A 25,766-nucleotide genomic window follows, 5' to 3' on the forward strand; every position below is an offset into this window, starting at 1 on the left:
TCGTACGGCCCGCGCCCCGCGCGCGTGCCCGCACGCGACCGCAGGATGGGATCATGCCGAACCCCTCCCGCCTGCGCGCCGCCGCCCTGACCGTCACCGCCCTGTTGCTGTCCTCCCTGGTGACGGGCTGCGGAGACGACTCGCAGGCCGAGGAACTGACGGCGCAGCAGCTCGGCTGGAAGGACTGCCCGGCCCCCTCCCAGGCGGAGGGCGGCGGCAGCGCCCCGTCCCCGCTGCCGAACGGCGACCAGTGGCAGTGCGCCACGCTGAAGGCGCCCCTCGACTGGGACGACCCCGAGGGCGACACCATCGGCATCGCGCTGATCCGGGCCCGGAGCAGCGGCGACGAGAGCAGCCGGATCGGCTCGCTGGTCTTCAACTTCGGCGGCCCCGGCGGCTCGGGCGTCGCCACGCTGCCCGCCTTCGGCGACGAGTACGCGGCGCTGCGCACCCGCTACGACCTGGTGAGCTTCGACCCGCGCGGAGTCGGCCGCAGCGCCGGTGTGCGGTGCGAGAACGACCAGCAGCTCGACGCGTACTTCCAGCAGGACGCCACGCCCGACGACGCCCGCGAGCGCACCGCCCTGCTGGACAACACCGAGGACTTCAACGCGGCCTGCGAGAAGAACTCCAGGAAGGTGCTGCCGCATGTGCGGACCACCGACGCGGCCCGCGACATGGACCTGATGCGCCAGGTCCTCGGCGACGACAGGCTGTACTACTTCGGCATCTCCTACGGCACCGAACTGGGCGGCGTGTACGCCCACTTGTTCCCGAAGAAGGTGGGGCGGGCCGTCTTCGACGCGGTCGTCGACCCGACGCAGACGTCCGAGCAGGGCTCGCTCGCGCAGGCCAAGGGCTTCCAGCTCGCGCTCGACAACTTCGCCGAGGACTGCACGTCCAAGACGGAGGACTGCCCCGTCGGAGACACCGCGCAGGACGTGAAGGACCGGATCGCCCGGCTCCTGACCGACCTCGACGGCAAGCCGATCCCGGGCGTCTTCCCGCGCCCGCTGACCCAGAGCGCCGCCACCAACGGCATCGCGCAGGCCCTGTACTCGCAGGACTTCTGGGAGTACCTCACCGAGGGCCTGGTGCAGGCCTACGCCGGGGACGGCAGGATTCTGATGCTGCTGTCCGACCTGATGAACGGCCGCAGTCAGAACGGCGCGTACAGCAACATCGCGGCTGCCAACGTCTCCATCAACTGCTCCGACGACAAGGCGCGTCACTCCACCGCCTACGTGGAGGAGAAGCTGCCCGAGTTCCGGGCCGCCTCCAGCCTGTTCGGGGACTTTCTGGCCTGGGGCATGGTCGGTTGCACCGACTGGGCCGTGCCGGGCGCCGCCGACCATCCGGACGTGAGCGCGCCCGGGTCGGCGCCGATCCTGGTCGTGGGCAACACCGGCGACCCGGCCACCCCGTACGCGGGGGCGCGGAAGATGGTGGCAGCGCTGGGCCGCGGGGTCGGGGTCGAGCTGACGTACAAGGGGCAGGGGCACGGTGCGTACGGCAGCGGGAGCAAGTGCGTGCAGGCGGCGGTGAACGGCTATCTGCTGAGCGGCAAGGTGCCCGCCGCCGGGACCGTCTGCTCCTGACATCCGACCCGAATTCCCGGAAAACCCGCAGGTCAAAAGGTTATCCACAGGCCCCGACGGTCGAGTCGCCAGCCGCCTAGTATGGCCTGACAGCCGTTCGCCGCCGAGTGCGGACGGCCTGCGAGGGGGGAAGTGCACATGGTGCGATTCGTACGGTGGACGGTGTTGGGTGCCGCCGCCGCGCTGCTGGTGGCAGGCTGCAGCGGCGGGTCGGACGGCGGCGAGGACGGCAAGGGCGCCTCGGCCGACGCACGACCCTCGACCGACTCCTCCGGGGCGACGGCCACGACGGCGGCCCTGCCCGCCTCGCTGACCGGGCAGAAGCTCGACTGGGGTCGCTGCAAGGGCACTTCGGACTCCGCGGCGCCGGGCAGCGACTGGCAGTGCGCGACGCTGAAGGTGCCGCTGGACTGGTCGAAGCCGGACGGCAACACGATCGGTCTTGCCCTGGTGCGCACCAAGTCCAGCGCCGACGGAAGCAAGCGGGCCGGCTCGCTGCTGTTCAACTTCGGCGGCCCCGGCGGCTCGGGCGTCTCCACGCTGCCCGCGTACGGCTCGACGTTCTCCTCACTGCGCGAGAGCTACGACCTGGTGAGCTGGGATCCGCGCGGGGTCGGCGCCAGCGAGGGCGTCCGCTGCCGCAGCGACAAGGAGATCCAGTCCGCCGAGTCCCTCGACTCCACCCCGGACACCCCGGCGGAGGAGCAGGCGTACCTCCAGGACGCCACCGACTTCGGCAAGGGCTGTGAGAAGGCCGCGGGCAAGCTGATGGCCCATGTGTCGACGACCGACACCGCCCGCGACATGGACCTGATGCGCCAGGTCCTCGGCGACACGAAGATGCACTACTTCGGCATCTCCTACGGCACCGAACTGGGCGGCGTGTACGCCCACTTGTTCCCGAAGAACGTGGGGCGGCTGATCCTCGACGCGGTCGTCGACCCGAGCGCCGACTCGGTGGGCCACGCGCAGAACCAGGCACGCGGCTTCCAGCGGGCGCTCGACGACTACCTCAAGGCGACGGGCGAGGATCCCGAGGCGGGCAGCAAGAAGATCGCGGCCCTGCTGGACGGGCTCGACAGCAAGCCGCTGTCCACGTCGGACGGACGGAAGCTGACACAGACGCTCGCGGTCACCGGCATCGTCCTGCCGCTGTACAGCAAGGCGAGCTGGCCCAGCCTGACCAGCGCTCTGGAGTCGGCGGAGGACGGGGACGGCTCGGAGCTGCTGGGGCTCGCCGACGGCTACAACGAGCGGGACACCTCGGGGCACTACGGCACGACGACCCACTCCCAACGGGTCATATCGTGCTTGGACGACAAGCAGCGGCCGACCGCGGAGGCCACGAAGAAGCTGCTGCCGGAGTTCGAGCAGATCTCGCCGGTGTTCGGGGACTTCCTGGGCTGGGACACGGCCGGCTGGTGCCACGACTGGCCGGTGGCCGGGCAGTACGACACCCCGGAGGTGAGCGCGGCGGGCGCGGCGCCGATCCTGCTGGTCGGCAACACCGGGGACCCGGCGACGCCGTACGAGGGTGCGCGGAAGATGGCGGACGAGCTCGGCAAGGGCGTCGGGGTACTGCTCACCTGGAAGGGCGAGGGGCACGGTGCGTACGGGAGCGGGAGCTCCTGCGTCGACTCGGCGGTGGACGACTACCTGCTGAAGGGGACGGTGCCGAAGGACGGCACGGTCTGCTCATGACGACGGCGGGGGCTTCGCGCACTCGTGGTACGCGAAGCCCCCGCCGATCGAACCGGGAAGCCCGGTGGGCAGAGCGGGCGGTCGGGTCAGTAGACCGGCTTGCTCGGCTCGATCTGGTGGACCCAGCCGATCACACCGCCGCCGACGTGCACGGCGTCCGAGAAGCCCGCAGACTTCAGCACGGCGAGGACTTCCGCACTGCGGACACCCGTCTTGCAGTGCAAGACGATCTTCTTGTCCTGGGGCAGGCCCTCCAGGGCGGTGCCCAGCAGGAACTCGTTCTTCGGGATCAGCTTGGCGCCCGGGATGGAGACGATCTCGTACTCGTTCGGCTCGCGGACGTCGATGATCTCGATGTTCTCGCCGTCGTCGATCCACTCCTTGAGCTGCTTGGGAGTGATCGTGGCGCCGGCCGCCGCCTGCTGGGCCTCCTCGGAGACGACGCCGCAGAAGGCCTCGTAGTCGATGAGCTCGGTGACGGTCGGGTTCTCGCCGCAGACCGCGCAGTCGGGGTCCTTGCGGATCTTGACTTGGCGGTACTGCATCTCCAGGGCGTCGTAGATCATCAGGCGGCCGACCAGCGGCTCGCCGATGCCCGCGAGGAGCTTGATGGCCTCGTTGACCTGGATGGAGCCGATGGACGCGCACAGCACGCCCAGGACGCCGCCCTCGGCGCAGGAGGGGACCATGCCCGGCGGCGGGGGCTCCGGGTAGAGGCAGCGGTAGCAGGGGCCGTGCTCCGACCAGAAGACGGACGCCTGTCCGTCGAAGCGGTAGATCGAGCCCCATACGTACGGCTTGTTCAGCAGCACGCACGCGTCGTTGACCAGGTAGCGGGTCGCGAAGTTGTCCGTGCCGTCGACGATCAAGTCGTACTGGCTGAAGATGTCCATCACGTTCTCGGCCTCGAGCCGCTCTTCGTGAAGGACCACGTTGACGTACGGGTTGATGCCGAGGACGGAGTCACGGGCGGACGCCGCCTTGGAGCGGCCGATGTCGGCCTGACTGTGGATGATCTGCCGCTGCAGGTTCGACTCGTCGACCTCGTCGAACTCCACGATGCCGAGCGTGCCCACGCCCGCCGCGGCCAGGTACATCAGCGCCGGCGAGCCCAGGCCGCCGGCGCCCACACAGAGCACCTTGGCGTTCTTCAGCCGCTTCTGCCCGTCCATCCCCACGTCCGGGATGATCAGGTGGCGGGAGTACCTGCGGACCTCGTCTACGGTGAGCTCAGAGGCTGGCTCGACCAGGGGTGGCAGCGACACGGGGACTCCGTTGGTCGGTCTATCACTACAGTTGTTCTCCTCGTAACACTGCCATGGCCTTCTTCATTCCGAGACACCCGTTCCGATCCGCGAGACGAGTTCGTCCCAGTAGCCGGGCATGGTCTCCCAGGGCTTGCCCGGGCCGCCGCGGTCGGCGCCGCAGGTTCCGTCGGTGAACCAGATCGTCGCGGCGCCCTGCCAGCGGGCGATGCGCAGCGCCTCGTCGAGGTGCCCGCGCGGCACACCGTGCACGAAGTGGCAGAAGCGCTCGGGGGGATGCTCCGCGGTCCACTCGGCCGCCTGCGACCAGCGGTAGTCGTTCCACGGCCCGGAGAAGGTGACCAACTGGTCGGCGTGCTCGGCGTAGCCCGGGTAGGGGTGGACGCCGTGGCCGAGAACGAGGTGGGGCGCGTCGTGCAGGGTGCGCAGCGCGCCGGCCGTGCGGCGCAGTTCGGGGAGCGCGGTGCGCTCGGTCGGACAGCGGTCCAGGAGGAAGCCGTCGACCTGGTACCAGTCGAGGTACCGCTGCGCGTCGGAGATCACCTCGGCGAAGGAGCGGGCGCCGTAGAGGGTGTCGAGGCGGCCGAGGACGCGCACGCCCGCGTTGCGCAACCGGCCCGCGTACTCCAGACAGCGCGGATCGGGGCGGACGCCGGGGCCCTCGGCGACGTCGAGGGCGACCCAGTGCAGAGGTCTGCCGGGACGGGCGAGTTCGCCCCACTCGGTCGACGCGACGAGGGGATGGGCGAGTCCGGGGACGCCGAGGCCGGTGCGGACGTCGGTCGTCCCGGCGCTCGCGGTGCCCGCCGGAGTTCCGGTCAGATACGACACGCCGCCTCCATCCAGATGTCGGCGAGGGACTCCTCGAGGTTGATCCGGGGCCGCCAGCCGAGCCGGTCGCGGGCGGTGCGCACATCGGCCTGCTGCCAGCTGCCGCAGCCGTCCGGGTACGGGTATGCGACCGGGCCCCCTTGGTCGGGCTCGGGGCGGGGATGGCCGATGGCGGGCCTGAGGTGGCCGCCGGGCTGGCCGTCGAGCTCGTGGAGGGCGCCGCCGTATCCGGCCACGCGCGCGAGGATCGCGGCGGCGTCGCGCAGTCGCACGGCACGGCCCGAGCCGATGTTGATGACGCCCTGGGCGGCGGAGAGCGAGGCGGCGTGCACGGCGCGGGCCACGTCACGGACGTCGATGAAGTCACGCTGCACCCCGAGGCCGCCGAGCTTGAGCTCGCCGTCGCCGGACTGCATGGCGCGGCGCATGGCCTCGGCGAGCCGGCCCAGCGGGGAGCCGGCGGGCGTGCCCGGACCGGCGGGCGAGAAGACCCGGAGCACGACGGCGTCCAGACCGGAGCCGAGGACGAGTTCGGTGGCGGCGAGTTTGCTGACGCCGTACGGGCCGCCGGGGCGGGGCACGGCGTCCTCGGCCGTGGAGGAACCGGGCTGGCTCGGGCCGTACTCGGCGCCGCAGCCGATCTGCACGAGCCGGGCGCCGCAGCCGCTGCGGCGCAGGGCCTCGCAGACGGTGGCGACGGCGACGGTGTTGTGCCGGGTGAGCTCGCGGGCGCCGCCGCGGGTGGTGCCCGCGCAGTTGACGACGACCTGGGGGTGGACCGCGTCGAGGAAGCGGGTGAGTGCGCCGGGGCTGCCGGACGCGAGGTCGAAGCGGACGTCGGCGTCGTCGCCGCGGCCGAGCGCGGTGAGCTGGACGGCCGGGTCGGCGAGCAGCCGGTCGGCGACGAATCGACCGAGGTAGCCGTTGGCTCCGATCAGCAGGACCCTCATCGTGCGGCTCCCGGGGTGTGCGCTGGGGTTGCCGCTGCCGCCGGGGCTGCAGAGGCTCCGGTCGCCCAGGGTGCCCAGGGTGCCCCGGGCGCTCCGAGTGCTCCGAGTGCTCCGGGCGCTCCGGGCGCTCCGGGCGCTCCTGTGGCCGCGGGTGCCCCGGTGGTTCCGGTCGCTCCGGATCGGGAGGTGGTCATCTGGTCTCTCCTTCAGGGGTGTTGCGATGGGCTGCGGCTGGGTGGAGGAGCGCGTGCGGCGTGCCGTCGGGGCACGGTGGGGGCTGCGCTGCGTGCGAAGGCCGGTACGGCCGACAGAGGCAGGGACGGGGAACGGGGCGGGGCCGGGGACGGCTTCGGGAACGGCTTCGGGTCGGGAGTCGAGTCAGCACGGCTGGTCCGTTCGTGCGTGGGCCGAGGCCCTGGTCAGCGTGCGGCTCGCGTGGATCAGCAGGGTCAGGGCGGCGGTTCCGCAGACGAGTGACGGGACGCCGGCCGGGCCCCAGGCGGCCACGAGGGTCTCCACGGGGGTGGCCAGGAAGTCGCAGCCGGGCAGCCGTCCCGCGAACACCGTGGCCGGGGCGAGCGCCTCGGCCGCGCCGACGACTCCGAGGACGACCGCCGGGGCGTGGGCGAAACCGTGCACCGTGAGCAGACGGGCGAGGAAGAGGAGGGCGCCCAGGGCGAGGGTGTGCGCGTAGCCGGCGGGCTCGCCCAGGGCCGCGCCGCAGAGGGCGGCCAGTGCGGCGAGCGCGCACATGAACAGGGTGAAGGCGCCGAGCAGCAGCGGTTGTACGGAGGCGGCGAACTCCTCCAGGCCACGGCTGTTGTCCAGGCGGCGCCGGGCGTGCGCGGCGAGGAGGTGGGCGCTCCAGGCGGCGGGCGCGCAGGCCAGGGCGAGGGCCAGCAGCGGGGCGGCGGCCACGGGCCAGGGGCCGTTCGCCGTCCCGTCGGGCAGGCCGTCGGGGCCGCCGCCGACGGCTGCGCGCAGCAGGCTGTCGCCGAGGGCCGCGTAGCCGAGGAGCCAGCAGGTCCAGGCCTCCGTCCGGTGCAGGCCGGGGTGGGCGCCGTGGTGCGGACTCAACGGGCCCCGGCGCAGCGCCGCGTGCACGGCCAGGGCCACGGCGAGGAGGCCTGCGGCGGCTACGAGGAGACAGGTGCGTCCGTGGGTGAGGCGGACGCCGGTCACGGTCGCGGCGCACAGGGCGCCCGGCAGGAGGGTGAGCAGCGCCCAGTCCAGGCGGGGCCGCAGGATCGCCGTGGGCGTGGTGAGCGGGGGCGCCTCGCCGTCGCGGGGCACGCGCGCGTACATCTCCTCCGCCAGGGAGAAGACGTCCCGGTGCCGGAAGCGGGCGGCGGTGCGGTCGGTGACTCCGTGGGCCTCCAGGCCCGCCGCGATCTCCAGCGGGTCCACGGCCCGCTCGCACAGCTCGCGGTGCCGGTGCATCAGCGCCTTCACCGGGTCCGCCGCACCGCGCCGCAGGCTGCCCCCGCCCGGCTTGCCGAGTGCCGACCGGTCGACCTCCGGTTCCGGCCGGTCGCCTTCCAGCCTGTCGGCTTCCGGCCGGTCGAGTCCCGACCGGTCGCGTCCTGACCGGCTGGCTTCCGGCCGGTCGAGTCCCGACCGGTCGAGTCCCGACCGGTCGCGTCCTGACCGGCTGGCTTCCGGCCGGTCGAGTCCCGACCGGTCGAGTCCTGACCGGTCGAGTCCTGACCGGTCGAGTCCTGACCGGCCGGAAGCCAGCCCGTCCAGTCCTGACCGGTCCAGTTCGTCGAGCCCGCTCATCGTGCTCCCTCCGTCGCAGCGACCGGCGAAGTGCCCCGTACCGGCGGCCCCGCCGCCCAGCTCGGGCCGCGCCCGGAGCCGACCCGCGCGCCCGGAGCGGTCCAGAGGCCCGGCAGTAGCGCCTCGGCCGGGACGGCGAACGGCCGGGGATCGCCGTCGTCGTCGAAGACGAACCGGCTCACCGGGGCCTGGGAGACGAGCTCCAGGTAGATGTCGTGGAACGCGGCGACGTTCTGCTCGACGGTGAACAGTTCGAGGGCGCGTGCGCGGGCGGCAGCGCCCAGGCGCGCACGGCGCTCGGGGTCCCGCAGCAGCGCCACGCACGCCTCCGCGAGCGCGCGCGGATTGCGCGGCGGGACGACCAGTCCCGTGCCGCCGATGACCTCGACCACCGCGCCGACGTCGGTCGACACGGTCGCCCGGCCGCAGAACATCGCCTCGACCAGACCGACCGGGAAGCCCTCGACGACGCTGGACAGGACGACGACCGCGCCGGCCGCGTACGCCTCGGCGAGGCTGGGCGTCTCCGGGCCGCCGATCTCCTCGAAGGACACCGGGTTGTAGCCGACGGCGTGCGGTCCGTCCGCCTCGTCGGGGAAGAGCTGTGCGGCGAGCATCCGGCAGTGGCCGAGGTAGGCCCGGCCCTCCGCGCCGGCCGCCGCGCCGACTATCCGCAGGCGGGTCCGGGGCTCCTCCTTGCGGACCTCGGCGAAGGCGTGCAGCAGGGACACCAGGTCCTTGGCCGGTTCGACCCGGCCGACCCAGACCAGGGTGTGCGGGTCGGCGGCGTCCGGGGAGTCCCCCACCTCGGCGAAGCGGGACGCCTCCATGCCCGGGTAGACGGTGCGCAGTTTCGCGCGGTCGGCGCCGCACCGCTCCTGCCAGCGGCGGGCGTGGGTGTTGCCGGGCGTGATGCACGCCGCCTGCCGGTACACCTCGGCCGCGAGCCGGCCGTGGAAGGCGGCGAGCAGGGCGCGTACGGCGGGTGCGGCCTCGGCGGACGACGGCGACGGGCTCCCGGAGCCCGTGGGCGACGCTCCGCTCCCCGAGCTCAGGTAGTGCGTCCGCAGCCGTACGCCGTACTCGGTCACTAGGAGCGGCACGTCGAAGAAGTGCCCTGCGAGCAGCCCCGGCAGGGCCGCGGTGCCGCCCGACGTGGCATGGCACAGGTCGACCGAGCCGAGGCCCTCGCCGCCGTCGCCGACCGCGTCCTCGTACCAGTCGAGCGAGAGGGGGCGCAGGGCGCGTTCGAGGTGCGCGGAGACGGCGAGCAGGTCCGGGACGCGCGCCTCGCGCGCCGTTCGCAGTGCGCCGGGCGCACGACAGGCACGTTCGAGGGTGCGCACGGCGCTCTCCGAGCGGAGCGCTCCCACCAGCCCGCCCTCGTCCCGGGCGAGCTCGGCGAGGCCGTACAGCGCGTTGGCGAAACGGTCCGCCTGCGCGGCTGAACCGGCGCCTGAAGGGTCCGCCGCGGCTGGCGGCTCTCCCTCGCACAGCGCGGCCACCAGCTCGCCGTGGAACTCCGCGAAGCGCCGCCGCGCCCGTCGGCCGTAGGTCACCCCGTCGTCCTCGGCCGTCCACAGCGGCGCCGTACGCACCCGGCTGACCTGCGGCGGAAGCTCGATGCAGCCCGAGTCCTCCTGGTGTTCCGCACGACTGAGCGCGTAGACCTCGAACTCGTGCTGCCCGAGCCTGCGCACTAGCCGGTCGCACCAGAGCCCGGCGTCACCGCTCACATACGGATAGCCACCCTCCGTAAGCAGTCCGATGCGCACGCGCGCCCCCGATCTCCCGTTTGGGGAGCCGCCGTTGACCCGGCGGCTCGCAGCGGGACGAACGTATGCGGACAAGGCGGGGGTGCGATGGACGGTTGTCCGTCGCACCACCAAAAGGGGTGAACGGTCGTAACTTTCCCGTGCGGGTCGCGTTCGGTCGCGCTAAGAGATCATCCGACTGCGAAACGTTACTGCGCGGACATCACAGCATGCGTCACGGTGTACGTCCATGGCGTACGCCCACGGCGCGCCCATGGCGCGCCGCGCCTCATGCCGGACGCCACGCCTCGTACCGGACGCCACGCCTCGTGCCGGACGCCGCGTCAGCTTCTGCCGGACGACATGTCAGTTACCGGGATACGGCCAGGCGTTGGGCAGACAGTGGATCCCGTCGTGGTCGAGGAATTTCGTCTGCTGCTGCATGACCGGCGCGAGCTCGCCGTCCTTGTCGCAGGTGACATGGCTGTACCCGAGCCGATGGCCGACCTCGTGGTTGATCAGCATCTGCCGGTAGGCGTACATCGCGTTGCCGAAGGTCTCCGACCCCTGCGCCCACCGGTAGGCGTTGATCATCACGCGCTCGGTGGAGGCCGAGTCGCACGAGACGTTGTCCTCGGTGGTGTCCAGGCCCGACCTGGCGCACCAGTCGGCGGTGGTGCCGGGGCTGGCGAGCGTGATCACGAAGTCGGGGGTGCCCGAGTGGATCCGTTCGAAGGTGCGGGCGCCGTTGTGCGCCCAGCTGCGGTCGTCGTTGAGCGTCACCTGCACGGCTTCGGCGAAGAGCTGTCCGTCGAGCCCGAGGCCCTGTTCCACGTCCACCCGGTAGGTGAACTTCTGTCCCTTGCCGGGCGCCTTGTCGATGCCGGCGATCGCGTCGAACTTCCCCGACCCCTTCAGCTTGGGCCCGAGCGCGTACTTCGCGTCCATCTTCTGCGCGTACGTCAGCGTGACGGGGCGTGGCGAGGCGGACGCGGACGCCGCCGGGCTCGGCCGGTCGTCCCCGCGCGTGGTGTCGTCCACGGCGTCACGGGCCTGGTCGGTCGCGGACTGCGACTGGACGGAGTCCTCGTCGCGCCCGCCGGTGACCTGCCCGGCCACCACGACGGCCAGCACCGTGGTGACGGCGGCGGCGGCGATGCCGGCGAACGCGCGCCCCTTGGCGCCCTTGGCGGGCAGGGGCTCCCCGGCGGGCGGAGCGTCGGCGGCCACTTCGACTTCGGGTGGGGCGGTCACACCGGAGATGGTGTCCCAGTCGGGGACCGAGGCGAAGGAGGCGTACCGATCCTGCTCACGCGTGCGCGTGAAGACGTCGTCCTCCTCGAAGGCGTCGAGGTAGTCCTGACGGGGAACCCGGCGCGGGCCGCCCGTCGGCGTCTGACGCTGACGCGGTATCACGGGCTGCCCGGCGCCCGGCCCGGCCCCCGCCTGACGTCCCCTCAGCTCGCCCCAGCCGCCTCCGGCTTCGCGCTGCTCGGGGTGACCGCCGCGCACCTGCGGGAACCCGTGGGCGGGCGTCCCGTCGGGCACGGGAAAGCGGGGCACTCCGTGCGACGGAGTGGCGTCCGGGCCCCGGGGCGGAGCCTGGGTGCGGGCACCTCGCGCATCCCCCCACGCGGGCCCCTGGGGCGGCCCCTGGGCCCCCTCGGGCGCGCCCTGGGAGGCGGTGCCCTTCGCGGCACCCTTGGGCGCAGGCCCACGCCGGCTGTGGCGTCCCACGACGGCCTCAGCCCCTTGCGGTCTCGGTCGCGGCAGCCGTCTCGGCGACGAGGTCCCGGAACGCCATCGCCACCGTCTCGGGGTACTCCATCATCGCCACGTGGCCGGCGTTCGGCAGCGTGAGCAGGCGGGAGTCGGGGAAGGCGCGGGCGGCCCGCTGCGCCATGCGGATGCCGACGAGCTGGTCGCGGCCGCCGTAGACGAGGAGCGTCGGGGCGAGGACCCGCTCGGCCTGTCGCCACAGCCCGTGCTGGCCGCCCAGCGTGTACGCGCTGAGCAGCCCGCGCGTGGTGCGCGTCATCGCGTCCCAGAAGTACGGCAGCTGCAGCCGCCGTTCCAGTTCCTCCACCGCGTGCTGGAACGCCTCCGGGCTGACCCGCCCGGGATCGCCGTAGCAGAGCGCGGTGACGCCCCGGACGCGCTGCTCGGCCGTCCACTCCCGGGTCAACCTGCTGAAGAGCGCGGCCACCCCGGGCAGCCCGACCAGGCCCGTGGGCACCGCGGTGCGCTGCACGCGCAGCTCCGGCAGCGCGGGCGAGACCAGGGTCAGGGTGCGCACGAGGTCGGGCCGGACCGCGGCGACGCGCGTGGACACCGCGCCGCCGAGGGAGTTGCCGAAGAGGTGGACCGGCCCGCGCTGGGCGGCATCGAGGTAGCGGATGACGGCACGCGCGTGTGCCGTGATCGAGTAGTTGCCGTCGTCCGGCGGCGGGGAGTCGCCGAAGCCCGGGAGGTCGACGGCCTCGCTGGCCACGACCCCGTCGAGCAGCTCCATCAGAGCGGACCAGTTCTGCGAGGAACCGCCCAGGCCGTGCACGTACAGCGCGGGCTGGAGCCCCTCGCGCGCGGGAGGCCTGGAACGGACCGCCAGTGTGACGCCGGGCAGCCCGACCGACCGGAGTCGCTCGCCCTCCGCCACCCGCACGGCGGTCACCTTCGGCAGCACGCTGGCGGGCGGCACTGAGGGCAACTCGGTCGAAGACATGCGGCAATGTTACGAGACGATCACGCACGACTTTGTGTGTTCGCCGTCACACGCGCGGGTCGAACAGATATCGACATCGAATCGACATCGACCTCCGACCGACGCCCGTCGATGCCATACCCGCGCGAATCGGGGGCACAGCGCACACCGATCGCATAGCGTCCGAAACGGGTGTCTCCTAGGCTCATACCGAGGGCACCCGCTTGTGGCCCCTGCAGCTCGCAGGGACTTTCGTAGGAAGGGAGCCCACCATGGCCGTTGACCCCACCGACCCGGAGACGTTCGAAGAGGACGACGACTTCGGAGAGATCGACGTCGAGGCGCCGGAGAACGACGCAGCCGAGCAGTACGCGGACGTCGCACCGGATCGCGACGACTCCCTGGAAGACGCGGACCCCGCCCGGGCCAACGAGGCCGACCTCGCCGAACAGGCCCGCGTCGTCTCGCTCGACGAGGACGACTACCGCTGACGGACGCCGAGCCGGAGCGGGGCCGGAGTATGCCCGGAAGATCCCGTTTCAAAACTGTCTCTGCCGCTACTTCTGTCGTCCAGTCCGTGAAATTCTGCGCTCGCACCGCGCACACCACGGTTACTGAAAAGTACGATGGCGGCGCGGCGCTCACCGCAAGAGGACGACTTTGGGAGGCGGCGTGACAGCCATCGAGCAGACAGAGGCGGCGCGCCCGCGGGGCACTCGCCTGCCGCGCCGTGCCCGACGGAACCAGCTGCTGGGCGCTGCCCAGGAAGTCTTCGTCGCACAGGGCTATCACGCGGCCGCGATGGACGACATCGCCGAGCGGGCCGGCGTCAGCAAGCCGGTGCTCTACCAGCACTTCCCCGGCAAGCTCGACCTCTACCTCGCCCTGCTGGACCAGCACTGCGAGTCGCTCATCCAGGCCGTGCGCGGCGCGCTCGCGTCGACGACCGACAACAAGCAGCGCGTCCGGGCCACGATGGACGCGTACTTCGCCTACGTCGAGGACGACGGCGGCGCCTTCCGCCTGGTCTTCGAGTCGGACCTGACGAACGAGCCGGCGGTGCGCGAGCGCGTCGACAAGGTCACCACCGAGTGCGCCGAGGCGATCTGCGAGGTCATCGCCGAGGACACGGGCCTCTCGCGCGCGGAGTCGATGCTGCTCGCCTCCGGCCTGGGCGGCCTCGCACAGGTCGTGGCCCGGTCCTGGCTGCACAGCGACCGCAGCGTCCCGCGCGACCAGGCGGTCCAGCTGCTGGCCTCGCTGGCCTGGCGGGGCATCGCCGGTTTCCCGCTGCACGGAACCGATCAGCACTGACCCGCGGGGGCGTCCGGCCGTTTGTTCCCGCCCGCTGTTCGCTCCTGGCGTGGACGGCCGCACCGTGTACGTCCCCTCACCGGGCTAATGTGTGCAGCGTACGGCGCGGACGCCCGCGCACCCCATGACCGTCGGAGGGACATAGCCGTGGAGGTCAAGATCGGCGTGCTGCACGCACCCCGCGAGATCGTTCTGGAGAGCGGTCAGACTCCCGAGGAAGTCGAGCGCGTGGTGGCCGAGGCCCTGGCCGGAAAGTCGCAGCTGCTCAGCCTCGTGGACCAGCACGGCCGCAAGGTCCTGGTTCCGGCCGACCGCCTGGCCTACGTCGAGCTGGGCGAGGCCGCCCCGCGCAAGGTGGGCTTCGGCGCGCTCTAGGCGAAGCAACGAAAGACGGGCCCGGCGATCGTTCGATCGCCGGGCCCCTCTTTCGTTTGTCCTGAGCCTCTTCGCCGCGCGCCCGCTGCTGCGGCTGCGTGGATTTCGCTGTCAGCGTGTTCTCCACAGATGGAGCACAACTCGACCACAGAGGAGGATTGTATTCCGCAGGTCACGGGTAATGACGGGCTACGACCCTGGTGCACAGCCCCGCCGTCTGGGAGGGACCCACATGATCTTGGAAGCGCTCGGCTCCGCTGCGCTAGGTCTCGTGCTCGCATGGGTGGCGGTACGTCGCCTCTCCCACCGCATGCCCGTCCGGTCCCTCGTCTTCGCGACGGGCGTCGCCGGAGCCCTGTTCGGTGACTTCGTCACCCACAGCGCGCTGGGCCCCGGCACCGCCCTGCCGAGCCTCCTCGGCGCGGCGATCGTCTCCGCCGCCTCGCTCTCCCTGCTGCTGCGCCCGGCCGGAAGACTCCGGCGACGATCGGTCCCGGCGTAGCCACAGCGCTCCGCCCGCTGGACCGCCGACGCCGGACCACCCTCCCGGGCCGCCGACGCCGGACCGCCTGCGCTACGCCGCGAGCCCCAGCGCGGCCATCCGCTTGGTGTGCGCCTCGGTGATCCGGGAGAACATCCGGCCCACCTCGGCGAGGTCGAAGCCGTCCGCGACGCCGCCCACGAGCATCGTCGACAGCGCGTCACGGTCCGCGACCACCCGCTGGGACTGCGACAGGGCCTCGCCCATCAGCCGCCGCGCCCACAGCGCGAGCCGTCCGCCCACGCGCGGGTCCGCGTCGATCGCGGCGCGCACCCGGTCCACGGCGAAGCCGGCGTGACCGGTGTCGTCGAGCACGGCCAGCACCAGTGCGCGGGTGTCGTTGTCCAGGCGTACCGCGACCTCGCGGTAGAAGTCGCTGGCGATCGAGTCGCCGACGTACGCCTTGACGAGGCCCTCCAGCCAGTCCGACGGCGCCGTCTGCCGGTGGAAGCCGTCGAGCGCGGCGACGAACGGCTCCATCGCCCGCGTCGGCTCCTCACCGATCTCCGTGAGCCGGTCGCGCAGCCGCTCGAAGTGGTGGAACTCGGCCGACGCCATCTTGGCCAGCTCCGCCTTGTCCTCCAGCGTGGGCGCCAGTTTGGCGTCCTCCGCGAGCCGCTCGAACGCCGCCAGCTCGCCGTACGCCAGCGCACCCAGCAGATCCACGACCGCAGCGCGGTACTGCGGGTCGGCGGCGGCCTGCGCCCAGTCCTGCGCGGCGATACCGGTGGCGGCGGTGTTCTCAGGCTTGTCAGAGGTCGTCATGCAGCGCACAATAGCCCGCTCGTCGCAGGGTGGAAGTCCCTGGTCAATCAGTGTGACAACGAAGACGTACGGGACCACGCCAGACACTGTGACAACCACAACGTGACCGAATCGGCCATCGCATGTGCACGATTCCGGGGTATGGTGGTAATGCGCCTGCCGAATATTCGACGGGCCGCACGTATGAGGATGCCCGGTCGGTGGCCCGATCGGCTCCGACCCGACAGCCCTCCTCGTCCGTAAAGCACTGTGCAGTCACGGTGCGTACGGAACCCGGAGGGACCCCCTCAGCGGTACGAGCGCTAGAGCGTCGGCAGAGGTCCCGTGCCATACGGCTTGCCCCAGCGGTTGGCTCGTAAGGCAGCCGACGTCCCCCCGGCACGGTCCGTCAACGACCCCCGCGCTCGCCTCGCACCGCGCACACAGAAGAGGCAGCACCCTGACTACGTTCCGAGAGCTCGGAATCCTTTCCGAGACCGCCGAGGCCCTTGAGGCCGTCGGCATCATCAGTCCCTTCCCCATCCAGGAGATGACGCTCCCCGTGGCCCTGACGGGCACGGACGTCATCGGCCAGGCGAAGACCGGCACCGGCAAGACGCTGGGCTTCGGCCTCCCGCTCCTCGAGCGCGTGACCGTCCCCGCCGACGTCGAGGCCGGCCGCGCCAAGCCCGAGGACCTCACCGACGCCCCGCAGGCGCTCATCGTCGTCCCCACGCGTGAGCTGTGCACGCAGGTCACCAACGACCTGCTGACCGCGGGCAAGGTGCGCAACGTGCGCGTCCTCGCCATCTACGGCGGCCGGGCCTACGAGCCCCAGGTCGAGGCCCTCAAGAAGGGCGTCGACGTCGTCGTCGGCACCCCGGGCCGACTGCTGGACCTCGCGGGCCAGAAGAAGCTCGACCTCAAGCACATCAGGTCGCTCGTCCTCGACGAGGCCGACGAGATGCTCGACCTGGGCTTCCTGCCCGACGTCGAGAAGATCATCAACCTGCTTCCGGCGAAGCGCCAGACCATGCTGTTCTCGGCGACCATGCCGGGCGCGGTCATCGGCCTGGCCCGCCGCTACATGTCGCAGCCGACGCACATCAACGCCACGTCGCCGGACGACGCGGGCCGGACCGTCGCGAACACCAAGCAGCACGTGTACCGCGCGCACAACATGGACAAGCCCGAGATGGTGGCGCGCATCCTCCAGGCGGAGGGCCGCGGCCTGGTCATGGTGTTCTGCCGTACCAAGCGCACGGCGGCCGACCTGGCCGACCAGCTCCAGCAGCGTGGCTTCGCCTCCGGCGCGGTCCACGGCGACCTCGGCCAGGGCGCCCGCGAGCAGGCGCTGCGCGCGTTCCGCAACGGCAAGGTCGACGTGCTCGTCTGCACCGACGTCGCCGCTCGCGGCATCGACGTCGAGGGCGTCACGCACGTCATCAACTACCAGTCCCCCGAGGACGAGAAGACGTACCTGCACCGCATCGGCCGTACCGGCCGCGCGGGCGCCAAGGGCATCGCGATCACGCTGGTCGACTGGGACGACATCCCGCGCTGGCAGCTCATCAACAAGGCGCTGGAGCTCGAGTTCAGCGACCCGCCGGAGACGTACTCCACCTCTCCGCACTTCTACGAGGAGCTCGGCATCCCCGCGGGCACCAAGGGCGTCCTGCCGCGCGCGGAGCGCACCCGCGCCGGGCTCGACGCGGAAGTGCTCGAGGACCTGGGCGAGCCGGGCGGCCGCAACGCACGCGGTCGCAACGACCGGGGCGGTCGTGGCGACCGAGGCGGTCGCGGTGACCGCGGCGGCCGGGGCGAGTCCCGTTCCAACGAGCGCACCAACGAGCGCTCCGACGAGCGCGAGCGTTCGGCCGGTACACCGCGCCGACGTCGTCGGATGCGCAACGGCGCCCCCGTCGACGCCACCTCGGCCCCGGCCGCGACCACCGCGCCGGAGCAGGTGACGGAGGAGGCCGCCGGCCCGCGCACCCCGCGCCGTCGCCGCCGCACGCGCGTCGGATCGGCGCAGGAGGCCGTCGTCGCGCCGAGCACCCCGGTGGTCGTCGAGCCCGTCGTCGAGCGTGTCGTCGAGCCGGTCGTCCAGGCTGCGGAAGCGGCCGTCACGCCGGCGGAGGGCCTCGTCCTCGACACGCCGGAGAAGCCGCGTCGCCGCCGCACCCGTAAGACCGCGGAGGCCGCGCCGGCCACCACCGCGCCGTCCACCACCGCGCCGTCCACCACCGTGCCGGAGCCGGCTGCCGAGGCCGTCGTGGCCACGGCGCAGACGGTCGTCGACACGCAGGAGACGGCGGAGGTCAAGCCGCGCCGTCGCACCCGCAAGGCGGCGGCTCCGGCCGAAGCCGTGGTCGAGGTCGAGACGGTCAAGGCCGTCGAGGTCGTCGAGACGGTCGAGCCTGTGGTCAAGCCGCGTCGCACCCGGAAGACGGCTGCCGCCGCCGAGACCGCGGTCGACACCGCCGAAGCGACCGAGGCCAAGCCCCGCCGCACCCGCAAGACCGCCGCCAAGACCGAGACGACGGCCACCACGGCCGACATCCCGGCCCAGGCCACGCAGGAAGCGGAGACCGCGGCCGCCGCGCCCCGCCGCCGCACCACCCGCAAGACCGCCGCCACCGCCCCGGCCCCGGCCGAAGCCGTGGTCGCGGTCGACACCGCGGAGGGCGTGGAGCCGACGGAGACCAAGCCGCGTCGCCGCACCACCCGCAAGGTGGCGGCCCCCGCGGAGGCCGCCGTGGAAACGGCCGAGGCCACCGAGGTCAAGCCGCGTCGCACCCGGAAGACGGCAGCGACGGCCACCACGGCCGTCGAGGCCCCGGAAGCCGTCGAGGCCGAGGTCAAGCCCCGTCGCACGCGCAAGGCAGCGGCTCCGGCCGAGGCCGCGGTCGACACGGCCGAGGGCACGGAGGCGAAGCCGCGCCGCACCCGCAAGACAGCCGCCAAGGCCGTCACGACGGTCACGACCGGCACGGCGACGGAAGCGGAGCCGGTCGCGGAGGCCGCGGTGACCAAGCCGCGTCGCACCCGGAAGACGGCTGCCGCCGCCGAGACCGCGGTCGACACCGCCGAAGCGACCGAGGCCAAGCCCCGCCGCACCCGCAAGACCGCCGCCAAGACCGAGACGACGGCCACCACGGCCGACATCCCGGCCCAGGCCACGCAGGAAGCGGAGACCGCGGCCGCCGCGCCCCGCCGCCGCACCACCCGCAAGACCGCCGCCGCCGTGGAGCCGTCGGAGAGCTGAGGTCACGTCCGAGGGCCCGGTCCACCTGTGTGGGCCGGGCCCTCGGCGTTCGCCGGACGTTTCCTCGACGGCCGCCCCGGTTGAGGGCGAGGAGAGGAACGCCGGGTAATCTCCCCCCGTGCCCAAGCCCACCAGGTCGACTCCCTTCCCGCCGCCCCCCGGCGCACGTTCGTACGCCCTGCGCACCGAGCGCGGCGAGTTCGCCGTCGTCGACTCGCCCGCGGCCGCCGGCGTCGAGCCGCGGGGGGTCGCGTTGCTGCTGCCGGGCTTCACCGGCAGCAAGGAGGACTTCCACCGGCTGCACGAGCCCCTCGCGGCCCGCGGCTACCGGACCGTCGCCGTGGACGGGCGTGGGCAGAACGAGTCCGACGGACCGGCCGACGACGAATCCCCGTACGCGCAGGAGGAGTTGGCGCGGGACGTGCTCGCGCAGGCGGCCGCCCTGGGCACGCCACTGCATCTCACCGGGCACTCCATGGGCGGCCAGGTCGCCCGCGCGGCCGTCCTTCTGGACCACTCGCCCTTCGTCTCGTTCACGCTCGTCTCCTCGGGCCCGGCCGAGATCTCGGAGTCCCAGAAGCAGCGCGTGAAGCTGCTGCACGACGCCCTCGCGGTGATGACGATGCCGGAGGTGTGGGCGGCGATGCAGGCGATGGGGCCGCCGGAGGAGGTAGGCGGTCCGGCCCGCGGCTTCGGGAAGCTGGAACAGCTGGAGCTGCGCTGGCTGAACCACAAGCCCGCACAACTCCTCGTCGCCGGACGCCGGTTGTGCGTCGAGCCGAACCGGGTCGCGGAGCTCGCCGCCGTCCCGCTGCCGCTCCATGTCCTGTCGGGTGCGCGGGACGACACCTGGCCGGTGCCCCTCCTCGACGACATGGCCGTGGAGCTGCGGGCGCACCGGACGGTCGTGCCGGGCGCCGAGCACTCACCGAACCTGGACAAGCCGCTGCCGACGGCCCAGGGGCTGGCCGACTTCTGGGACCGTCACCCGGAAAACCGGTAGCGCAGGCCGGGAGCCGGTAGCGCAAGCCGGTAAGCCGGGGCCGCTCCGGCCGGACAGGCCCTGGTACCGCCCTAGTACTGCGTCTGCACGTGCTCCCAGAAGCCGTCGCGCAGCGCACGCCGCAGGTCCGCCTGACCGCGCAGGGAGTACTGCAGGATGCCCTCGGCCTCCACCAGAAGGTCCTGGTCGACGGAGCCGGGGAGGTAGGGGTGGCCCGGCAGCAGCTCGGCCAGGGCCTCCCTGCCCCGCGCCGCCAGCCACTTCGCCGCGATCTGCGCGCCGACGAATCGGACGGCCTCGCGGGTGGGACGGCTCGCGCCGGTCGTCTCGTAGGCGGCGGCGGTGCGCCGGGAGACGTACGGCTTGAAGAAGTCGAGGTCGAGGGTGCGCTGGCTGTCGACCTCCCAGAGCAGCGGCTCGGCCTGGTTGCGGCCCTCCGGCGCCTCGATGCCCCAGAGATGGACGCGGGCGCCGTACCCCTGCGCGGCCTCCACCGCCGAGACCAGGTCCTCGTCGCCGCCCAGCAGGGCCGCGTCGCTGATGGCGCGGTGGCGGGCCAGTGACTCCAGGTCCGTCCGGATGAGCGAATCGACGCCCTTCTGCTGGTTGTTGGCGTTCAGGTTGCCCAACCGCACCTTCACGTCCGGCAGTTCGGCGATGGACTGCTGCTCGGAGGTGTGGATGCGGCGCCGGGCGCCGTCGTACCAGTAGACGCGCAGCAGTCGGCTGTCGGCGAAGATCGAGCGGGCGCGGTCGATGAGCGCCTCGATCAGGCCCTCGGCGTCGAGGTCGAAGGCCCGGCGGTCCTCGGTACCTGCCACCAGGCGCCCCGCGGCCGCGTACAGATACCCCGCGTCGACGAAGATCGCGTGGGTCGAGGGCGTCTTGGCCACCTCGGCGAGCATGCGCGTGAGCAGCTCGTTCGTGCGGTCGATGCGGGCGGCAAGGTCCGGCAGGTCGTCGTTCATCGCCTCCATTGTCCCGGTGGTCACGCTGCGAACACAACCGGTCCCGTTCAGTCTCCACAAACCGGCTTACTCGTTAGTAATTAGTCGTTCGAAAAATTTCTTTAGCGTAGGGAATGTTTGTAACACGCATCCCGTTGACTCCCTACGTAACCAAGTAGTTCTCCTCAGGAGGATGACCAGACGAAGGGAGAAGCCATGCGCTTCGAAATCATGCGACTCGACGACGTCGACGGAACACCCGTGGACTGCACCGTCGTGGACGCCGCCTCCGTCAACCGGATCGTTCAGCAGGCCGCCGCCATCGGGCAGCGACTGTGGATCCGTCCGGCCGACCCCACGGCCTCGTAACACGGGACACGGTCCCTTACAGGTTTTCGGAGCCCCCTACGGCCATGCCGTAGGGGGCTCCGCGCATACGACCGGGGATCCGGTCAGCTCGCCCGGATCACCTGGGTGACCCCGTTGATGATCTGCTGCACGGCGATCGCGGAGAGCATCATGCCCGCGAGCCGGGTCACCAGGACCACACCGCCGTCCTTGATGACCCGGATGATCAGCAGCGAGTACCGCATCACCAGCCACAGCACGACATGGATGGCGAGGATCGCCATCCAGACGGACACCTGCGTCGCCACGCTGTCGGCCTTCTGCACGGCGAGGATGACGGACACGATCGCACCCGGTCCGGCCAGCAGCGGCATGCCCAGCGGGACGAGAGCGACGTTGACGTCCTTGGTCTGCTTCGGCTCGTCGGTCTTGCCGGTGAGCAGGTCGAGCGCGATCAGCAGGAGCAGCAGTCCGCCCGCGATCATCAGCGCGGGCACGGAGACATGCAGATAGTCGAGGATCTGGTGCCCCAGCAGCCCGAAGACGGCGATCACACCGCCCGCCACGCAGACCGCCTGGAAGGCCATCCGCTTCTGCACCTTGCCGGGACGCCCGGAGGTCAGCGCGAGGAAGATCGGGGTGATCCCGGGGGGATCCATGATGACAAAAAGGGTCAGGAAGAGAGAGCCGAAGACGGCGACGTCGAACATCAGTGCACAGACCTTGCGGGGAAGAGGGCGAACGAGGGCGGAGGGTGAGCCTCAGGCTCCGCCGGTCCCCGGCACCGGGAACGCGCCGGTGGCACGCCGGGTGATCTCCCCGTACACCTCGGGGTCGGTGGTGTACTCGCCGAGCACACACGTCTTGCGGCTGCCGTGGTAGTCCGACGAGCCGGTGACCAGCAGCCCCAGATCGGCGGCCAGCCCGCGCAGTCGGGCCCGCGTGTCCGCGTCGTGGTCCATGTGGTCGACCTCGATGCCGTCGAGGCCGGCCGCGGCCAGCTCGGCGATCGCCGACTCCGGCACCGTGCGACCGCGCTTGCTCGCGCCGGGGTGGGCGAAGACGGTGACCCCGCCCGCGCCCTTGACCAGCCGGATCGCCTCGAAGGGGTCGGTCTCGTGCTTCGCGACATAGGCCCGGCCGCCGTCGGCGAGCCAGTCCTCGGTGAAGGCGTCGCTCACGGTCGGCACGACGCCCAGCTCGACCAGGGCGGTGGCGACGTGCGGCCGCCCGACGGACCCCTCCCCCGCGATCCGCGCGACCTGCTCCCAGGTGACGGGCACGCCCAGCTCGTTGAGCCTGGCGACCATCCCGCGCGCCCGGGGCACCCGGTCGTCCCGCACCAGCTCGCGCTCGGCGAGCAGCGCGGGCTCCTCGGGGTCGAACAGGTAGGCCAGCATGTGCATGCTGATGCCGTCGATCCGGCACGACAGCTCGGCACCGGTGACAAGGGTGAGCCCCTGCGGCAGCGCGGCGATGGCCTCGGCATGCCCACGGGTGGTGTCGTGATCGGTCAGCGCGACGACGTCCAGACCGGCGGCGGCAGCGTTGCGGACCAGTTCGGCCGGGGTGTCCGTCCCGTCGGAGGCGGTGGAGTGGCAGTGCAGATCGACACGCACGAGCGGACTCCAGACGGCTACGGGACGGAAGCGGACGCTCCAGCATAACGGCTCATCACACCGCCCCTGTCACACCCAAAAGCCCGGAGCACCCCCTACACGCACAGGGCCCCGCCGCACGGCCCCACGACCCGCTGCGACCCGCTGCGACCCGCTACGGCTTGAGCAGGCGCGGCGACAGCGCCCCGCAGGGCACCAACTCCAGCTCCGCGCCGGCGTCCCGCAGATCCGTCAGCACCAGCTCGTCGTACATCAGCAGCCCCGACTGCTCGGGCCACACCACCGCCCACAGCCACAGTCCCCGCGCCTCGCCCGCGAAGACGGCACGGTCGTCCGGGGTGGCGGAGACATGCCAGAGCGGGGTGGGGCGGCCCGCGGCCAGGACCTTCGCCTGCGGAGGTTTCTCGACGCTCATGTACGGACCGGGATCCGGCCCGTCGACACCGGCGTACCGCGCGCCGAGCCCGACGCCCAGCTCCTCGGCGACGAGGATCAGCTCGCCCATGCCGCCGAGCGGCCCCGGTCCGGAGCAGGCCACGACGGTGGCGCGACCGCCGCTGCGGTCGTCCCCCGCGTATGTCACACCCGTGAACAGCCAGCCGACGGGCAGCGGCCACGGCATCCACAACGGCACCTGCGTACGGTGCACGACGACGCTGAGGGCCTCGACGCTGGGCGGGATCACGGGCTGCAGCGGATGCACCGTCCCGTGCACATCACACTGCCAGGAATCGGCGAAGAGTCCGGGAGCCCTGACCCGGCCACCACACTTCGGGCAACTGGGTTCGCCCCTCATAGAGCCCCACGGTCCTACCCGAGCCCGCCCACGTCAAGGACGATCACCCGTCCGGGCGGAAACCGATCGACCGGACGTATTTAGGTGTAGCTTGCATTAATTAGGTGGTCTAACTTATCGTGTGTATATGCCAACTATTTTCGTGAGGGGTGCGCAGCCGAAAGCGGTGTGGGCGACGGCCGGCGCGTCCGTCGTCGCCTTCATGGGCATCGGCCTCGTCGACCCGATCCTGCCGTCCATCGCCCAGGGACTGGACGCCACGGCCGGCCAGGTCTCGCTGCTGTTCACCTCGTACTTCCTGATCACCGCGTTCGCGATGCTGATCACCGGCTTCGTCTCCAGCCGCATCGGCGGCCGCCGGACGCTGCTGCTCGGCCTCGCCCTCGTCGTCGTCTTCGCGGGTCTCGCGGGCACCTCGGGCTCGGTCGCCGAACTGGTGGGCTTCCGGGCCGGCTGGGGACTGGGCAACGCGCTCTTCGTCTCCACCGCCCTCGCGGTGATCGTCGGAGCGGCGAATCCCATAGGGGCATCGCGAAGCGATTCCGGCCGGGGTGGTGGCGGGCGACGGGCGGGAGGCAGCGCGGCCGCCGTCCTGCTGTACGAGTCCGCCCTCGGCCTCGGCATGGCCTGCGGGCCGCTGCTGGGCGCGCTGCTCGGCGACGCCAGCTGGCGCTACCCCTTCTTCGGCACCGCGTTCCTGATGGCCGTCGGCTTCCTGTGCATCACGGTGTTCCTGAAGGAGCAGCCCAAGCCCGCCCGCAAGGTCTCGGTCCTCGACCCGCTCAAGGCGCTCGGGCACGGCGGTCTGGCCTCCGCCGCGGCCTCGGCGTTCTTCTACAACTACACGTTCTTCACCGTGCTGGCCTTCACCCCGTTCGTGCTGAACATGACCCCCTACAGGTCCGGGGCGGTGTTCTTCGCATGGGGTGTACTGCTCGCCGTCTGCTCGGTCGTCGCGGCGCCGCGGCTGCAGGAGCGGTTCGGTTCGCTCAAGGTGCTCGGCGGCTCGCTGCTGCTGCTCGCCATCGACGTGCTCGTCCTCGGCTACGGCGACCACACCACCGCGATCGTCTGCACGATCCTGTCGGGCGCGTTCATCGGTGTGAACAACACCGTCTACACCGAGTTGGCGCTCGGCGTCTCGGACGCCCCGCGGCCGGTGGCGAGCGCCGGATACAACTTCGTGCGGTGGTTCGCGGCCGCGGCCGCGCCGTTCTTCGCGCCGAGGATCGAGGAGTGGACCGACATCCACGTCCCGTTCGTCGTCGCGGCGGTGACGTCGGTGCTCGGCGCGGCCGTGGTCGTCGTACGGCGCAAGGCGCTCACGAAGGACGTCGAGGAGCTCGAACCGAGGCACGCGGCCGAGGACTCGGTCACCGTCTTCGCCAACTGAACGCCTTCGGCCACAGGTTGGTGACCTTCCTCACGAAACGTCATATGAGGCGTCAGTCGAGCGGGACGGACCTGCGGGACGGATCCCGCAGGTCCGTCCCGTTCGTCAGCCAGCGCTCCTGGAGGGCCTGGGCGCCGTGCACGCGCTTCCAGGCGGCTTCGTTCGCGGTCATGGGGAACAGCGGCAGGAAGCGGACCGGGTCGAGGGGCTCGTCGAGGTCGAGATCCTCGACCAGACCGCCCGGCTCGGCGACCAGGACCGAGGTGAACGGTGCGCCGGGCCACAGCGGTCCGCCGACATCGAGTGAGGCGCCGGGGGCCACGACCAGGCCCTCGACCTGCGGGGACGCGGCGAGCACGGCGAGCGGACGGAGCACCTTGTCGGTGTCGGCGACGCCCGGCCGGACCGACAGGACCAGCTCGGCACGCGGCCCCTCGACCGGATCCGCGAGCACCGCCGTGGGGTCGCTCATGGGCTGTGCGGACATGCCGAGCGTGGCGTAGCGGACGATGTCGCCCTCGTGGAAACGGAGCACCTCGACGCGGTCCGTACCGAGGAAGGTGACCGCGGCGCGGGCGTCCGGCTCGCCCAGCGCGGAGCGCAAACGAGCCTCGACCAGAGGAAGAACATCAACCATGCGGCGAGCATAGAACTCATCGGCACAGGGCAAAGCAGCGCCTTGACACTTCACTCGGCTGGTAGTCTGGCCCGGTGGTTCGGGGCAGCACGCAGAAGCGTCGCTATCTTGCCTCGACGCAGACGAGACTCCCTTACGAGGGACCGGCTGGAGGAGGTGGGGCTGTCATGGATCGAAGTCACCCGTGCAGTACCACTCGCTC

General features: G+C 71.9%; 23 protein-coding genes. 10 read left to right on the forward strand and 13 right to left on the reverse strand.

Annotated features, from left to right (window positions below; genetic code table 11):
• The first annotated feature begins 53 nt into the window (after positions 1-53).
• Both ACWD4O_RS03725 and ACWD4O_RS03730 read left to right on the forward strand, forming a co-directional pair.
• Entirely contained in the window at positions 54-1,598 is a 1,545-nt protein-coding gene (locus ACWD4O_RS03725; RefSeq protein ID WP_451277079.1) for an alpha/beta fold hydrolase, read from the forward strand.
• A gap of 138 nt (positions 1,599-1,736) precedes the next feature.
• Positions 1,737-3,299, forward strand: a complete 1,563-nt coding sequence (locus tag ACWD4O_RS03730) for an alpha/beta hydrolase (RefSeq protein ID WP_451277081.1) — start codon at positions 1,737-1,739, stop codon at positions 3,297-3,299.
• An 86-nt stretch (positions 3,300-3,385) separates the two neighbouring features.
• Here ACWD4O_RS03730 and moeZ read toward each other — a convergent pair whose 3' ends face one another.
• From moeZ to ACWD4O_RS03765, 7 genes are all read right to left on the reverse strand, one after another.
• Entirely contained in the window at positions 3,386-4,564 is a 1,179-nt protein-coding gene (gene moeZ / locus ACWD4O_RS03735; RefSeq protein WP_351903065.1) for an adenylyltransferase/sulfurtransferase MoeZ, read from the reverse strand.
• A 63-nt stretch (positions 4,565-4,627) separates the two neighbouring features.
• The gene (locus ACWD4O_RS03740) at positions 4,628-5,395 is read right to left on the reverse strand and encodes a spherulation-specific family 4 protein (RefSeq protein WP_451277084.1); all 768 of its coding nucleotides are present in this window, start codon (positions 5,393-5,395) and stop codon (positions 4,628-4,630) included.
• Positions 5,383-6,345 (reverse strand): NAD-dependent epimerase/dehydratase family protein, encoded by a 963-nt coding sequence (locus ACWD4O_RS03745; RefSeq protein WP_451277086.1) that lies wholly within the window; start codon positions 6,343-6,345, stop codon positions 5,383-5,385. Before ACWD4O_RS03745 ends, ACWD4O_RS03740 begins: the two co-directional genes overlap by 13 nt.
• A 378-nt stretch (positions 6,346-6,723) precedes the next feature.
• A complete protein-coding gene (locus ACWD4O_RS03750; protein ID WP_451277088.1) occupies positions 6,724-8,124 on the reverse strand; it encodes a hypothetical protein in 1,401 nt (466 codons plus the stop codon).
• A complete protein-coding gene (locus tag ACWD4O_RS03755) occupies positions 8,121-9,860 on the reverse strand; it encodes a glycosyltransferase (protein ID WP_451277090.1) in 1,740 nt (579 codons plus the stop codon). The genes ACWD4O_RS03750 and ACWD4O_RS03755 overlap by 4 nt, the downstream gene beginning before the upstream one ends.
• Positions 9,861-10,244: 384 nt before the next feature.
• Positions 10,245-11,426, reverse strand: a complete 1,182-nt coding sequence (locus ACWD4O_RS03760; protein WP_451277092.1) for a DUF3152 domain-containing protein — start codon at positions 11,424-11,426, stop codon at positions 10,245-10,247.
• 196 nt (positions 11,427-11,622) lie between these two features.
• Complete coding sequence (locus tag ACWD4O_RS03765) at positions 11,623-12,600, reverse strand: alpha/beta fold hydrolase (protein WP_451277094.1); 978 nt, start codon at positions 12,598-12,600, stop codon at positions 11,623-11,625.
• Positions 12,601-12,851: 251 nt separating this feature from the next.
• On the opposite strand from ACWD4O_RS03765, the gene ACWD4O_RS03770 reads away from it, so the two are divergent.
• The 4 genes from ACWD4O_RS03770 (at position 12,852) to ACWD4O_RS03785 (ending at position 14,770) form a co-directional block, all read left to right on the forward strand.
• On the forward strand, positions 12,852-13,070 hold the full coding sequence (locus tag ACWD4O_RS03770; protein WP_451277096.1) for a hypothetical protein: 219 nt from the start codon (positions 12,852-12,854) through the stop codon (positions 13,068-13,070).
• Positions 13,071-13,251: 181 nt separating this feature from the next.
• On the forward strand, positions 13,252-13,893 hold the full coding sequence (locus ACWD4O_RS03775; protein WP_069771643.1) for a TetR/AcrR family transcriptional regulator: 642 nt from the start codon (positions 13,252-13,254) through the stop codon (positions 13,891-13,893).
• A 147-nt stretch (positions 13,894-14,040) separates the two neighbouring features.
• Positions 14,041-14,268 carry a DUF3107 domain-containing protein gene (locus ACWD4O_RS03780; RefSeq protein WP_189920010.1) on the forward strand — a complete coding sequence of 76 codons (228 nt, stop codon included), beginning with the start codon at positions 14,041-14,043 and terminating at the stop codon, positions 14,266-14,268.
• Positions 14,269-14,500: 232 nt separating this feature from the next.
• A complete protein-coding gene (locus ACWD4O_RS03785; protein ID WP_351903043.1) occupies positions 14,501-14,770 on the forward strand; it encodes a hypothetical protein in 270 nt (89 codons plus the stop codon).
• Positions 14,771-14,842: 72 nt separating this feature from the next.
• Here the strand turns inward: ACWD4O_RS03785 and ACWD4O_RS03790 are convergent, their stop codons facing one another.
• Complete coding sequence (locus ACWD4O_RS03790) at positions 14,843-15,583, reverse strand: ferritin-like fold-containing protein (RefSeq protein ID WP_451277099.1); 741 nt, start codon at positions 15,581-15,583, stop codon at positions 14,843-14,845.
• 520 nt (positions 15,584-16,103) lie between these two features.
• Between ACWD4O_RS03790 and ACWD4O_RS03795 the strand changes: the two genes are divergently transcribed.
• Entirely contained in the window at positions 16,104-18,821 is a 2,718-nt protein-coding gene (locus ACWD4O_RS03795; RefSeq protein ID WP_451277101.1) for a DEAD/DEAH box helicase, read from the forward strand.
• Between the two features lie 118 nt (positions 18,822-18,939).
• Positions 18,940-19,824 carry an alpha/beta fold hydrolase gene (locus ACWD4O_RS03800; protein WP_451277103.1) on the forward strand — a complete coding sequence of 295 codons (885 nt, stop codon included), beginning with the start codon at positions 18,940-18,942 and terminating at the stop codon, positions 19,822-19,824.
• Between the two features lie 71 nt (positions 19,825-19,895).
• Here the strand turns inward: ACWD4O_RS03800 and ACWD4O_RS03805 are convergent, their stop codons facing one another.
• Positions 19,896-20,792, reverse strand: coding sequence for an NYN domain-containing protein (locus ACWD4O_RS03805; protein ID WP_450948266.1), 897 nt, complete (start codon positions 20,790-20,792; stop codon positions 19,896-19,898).
• 195 nt (positions 20,793-20,987) lie between these two features.
• Between ACWD4O_RS03805 and ACWD4O_RS03810 the strand changes: the two genes are divergently transcribed.
• Entirely contained in the window at positions 20,988-21,140 is a 153-nt protein-coding gene (locus tag ACWD4O_RS03810) for a hypothetical protein (RefSeq protein WP_451044433.1), read from the forward strand.
• An 83-nt stretch (positions 21,141-21,223) separates the two neighbouring features.
• Here ACWD4O_RS03810 and ACWD4O_RS03815 read toward each other — a convergent pair whose 3' ends face one another.
• The 3 genes from ACWD4O_RS03815 to ACWD4O_RS03825 form a co-directional block, all read right to left on the reverse strand.
• Positions 21,224-21,829 carry a MarC family protein gene (locus ACWD4O_RS03815; RefSeq protein ID WP_351916712.1) on the reverse strand — a complete coding sequence of 202 codons (606 nt, stop codon included), beginning with the start codon at positions 21,827-21,829 and terminating at the stop codon, positions 21,224-21,226.
• Between the two features lie 51 nt (positions 21,830-21,880).
• On the reverse strand, positions 21,881-22,738 hold the full coding sequence (locus tag ACWD4O_RS03820; RefSeq protein ID WP_451277106.1) for a PHP domain-containing protein: 858 nt from the start codon (positions 22,736-22,738) through the stop codon (positions 21,881-21,883).
• 154 nt (positions 22,739-22,892) lie between these two features.
• The gene (locus ACWD4O_RS03825) at positions 22,893-23,534 is read right to left on the reverse strand and encodes a DUF6758 family protein (RefSeq protein WP_450948264.1); all 642 of its coding nucleotides are present in this window, start codon (positions 23,532-23,534) and stop codon (positions 22,893-22,895) included.
• Between the two features lie 127 nt (positions 23,535-23,661).
• Here ACWD4O_RS03825 and ACWD4O_RS03830 point away from each other — a divergent pair, with 127 nt between their 5' ends.
• Positions 23,662-24,927, forward strand: coding sequence for an MFS transporter (locus tag ACWD4O_RS03830; RefSeq protein WP_451277108.1), 1,266 nt, complete (start codon positions 23,662-23,664; stop codon positions 24,925-24,927).
• A gap of 52 nt (positions 24,928-24,979) precedes the next feature.
• On the opposite strand, the gene ACWD4O_RS03835 is transcribed toward ACWD4O_RS03830, so the two are convergent.
• Positions 24,980-25,564 (reverse strand): suppressor of fused domain protein, encoded by a 585-nt coding sequence (locus tag ACWD4O_RS03835; RefSeq protein ID WP_451277110.1) that lies wholly within the window; start codon positions 25,562-25,564, stop codon positions 24,980-24,982.
• Between the last annotated feature and the right edge of the window lie 202 nt (positions 25,565-25,766).

The organism is Streptomyces sp. NPDC002623 (assembly GCF_053592635.1).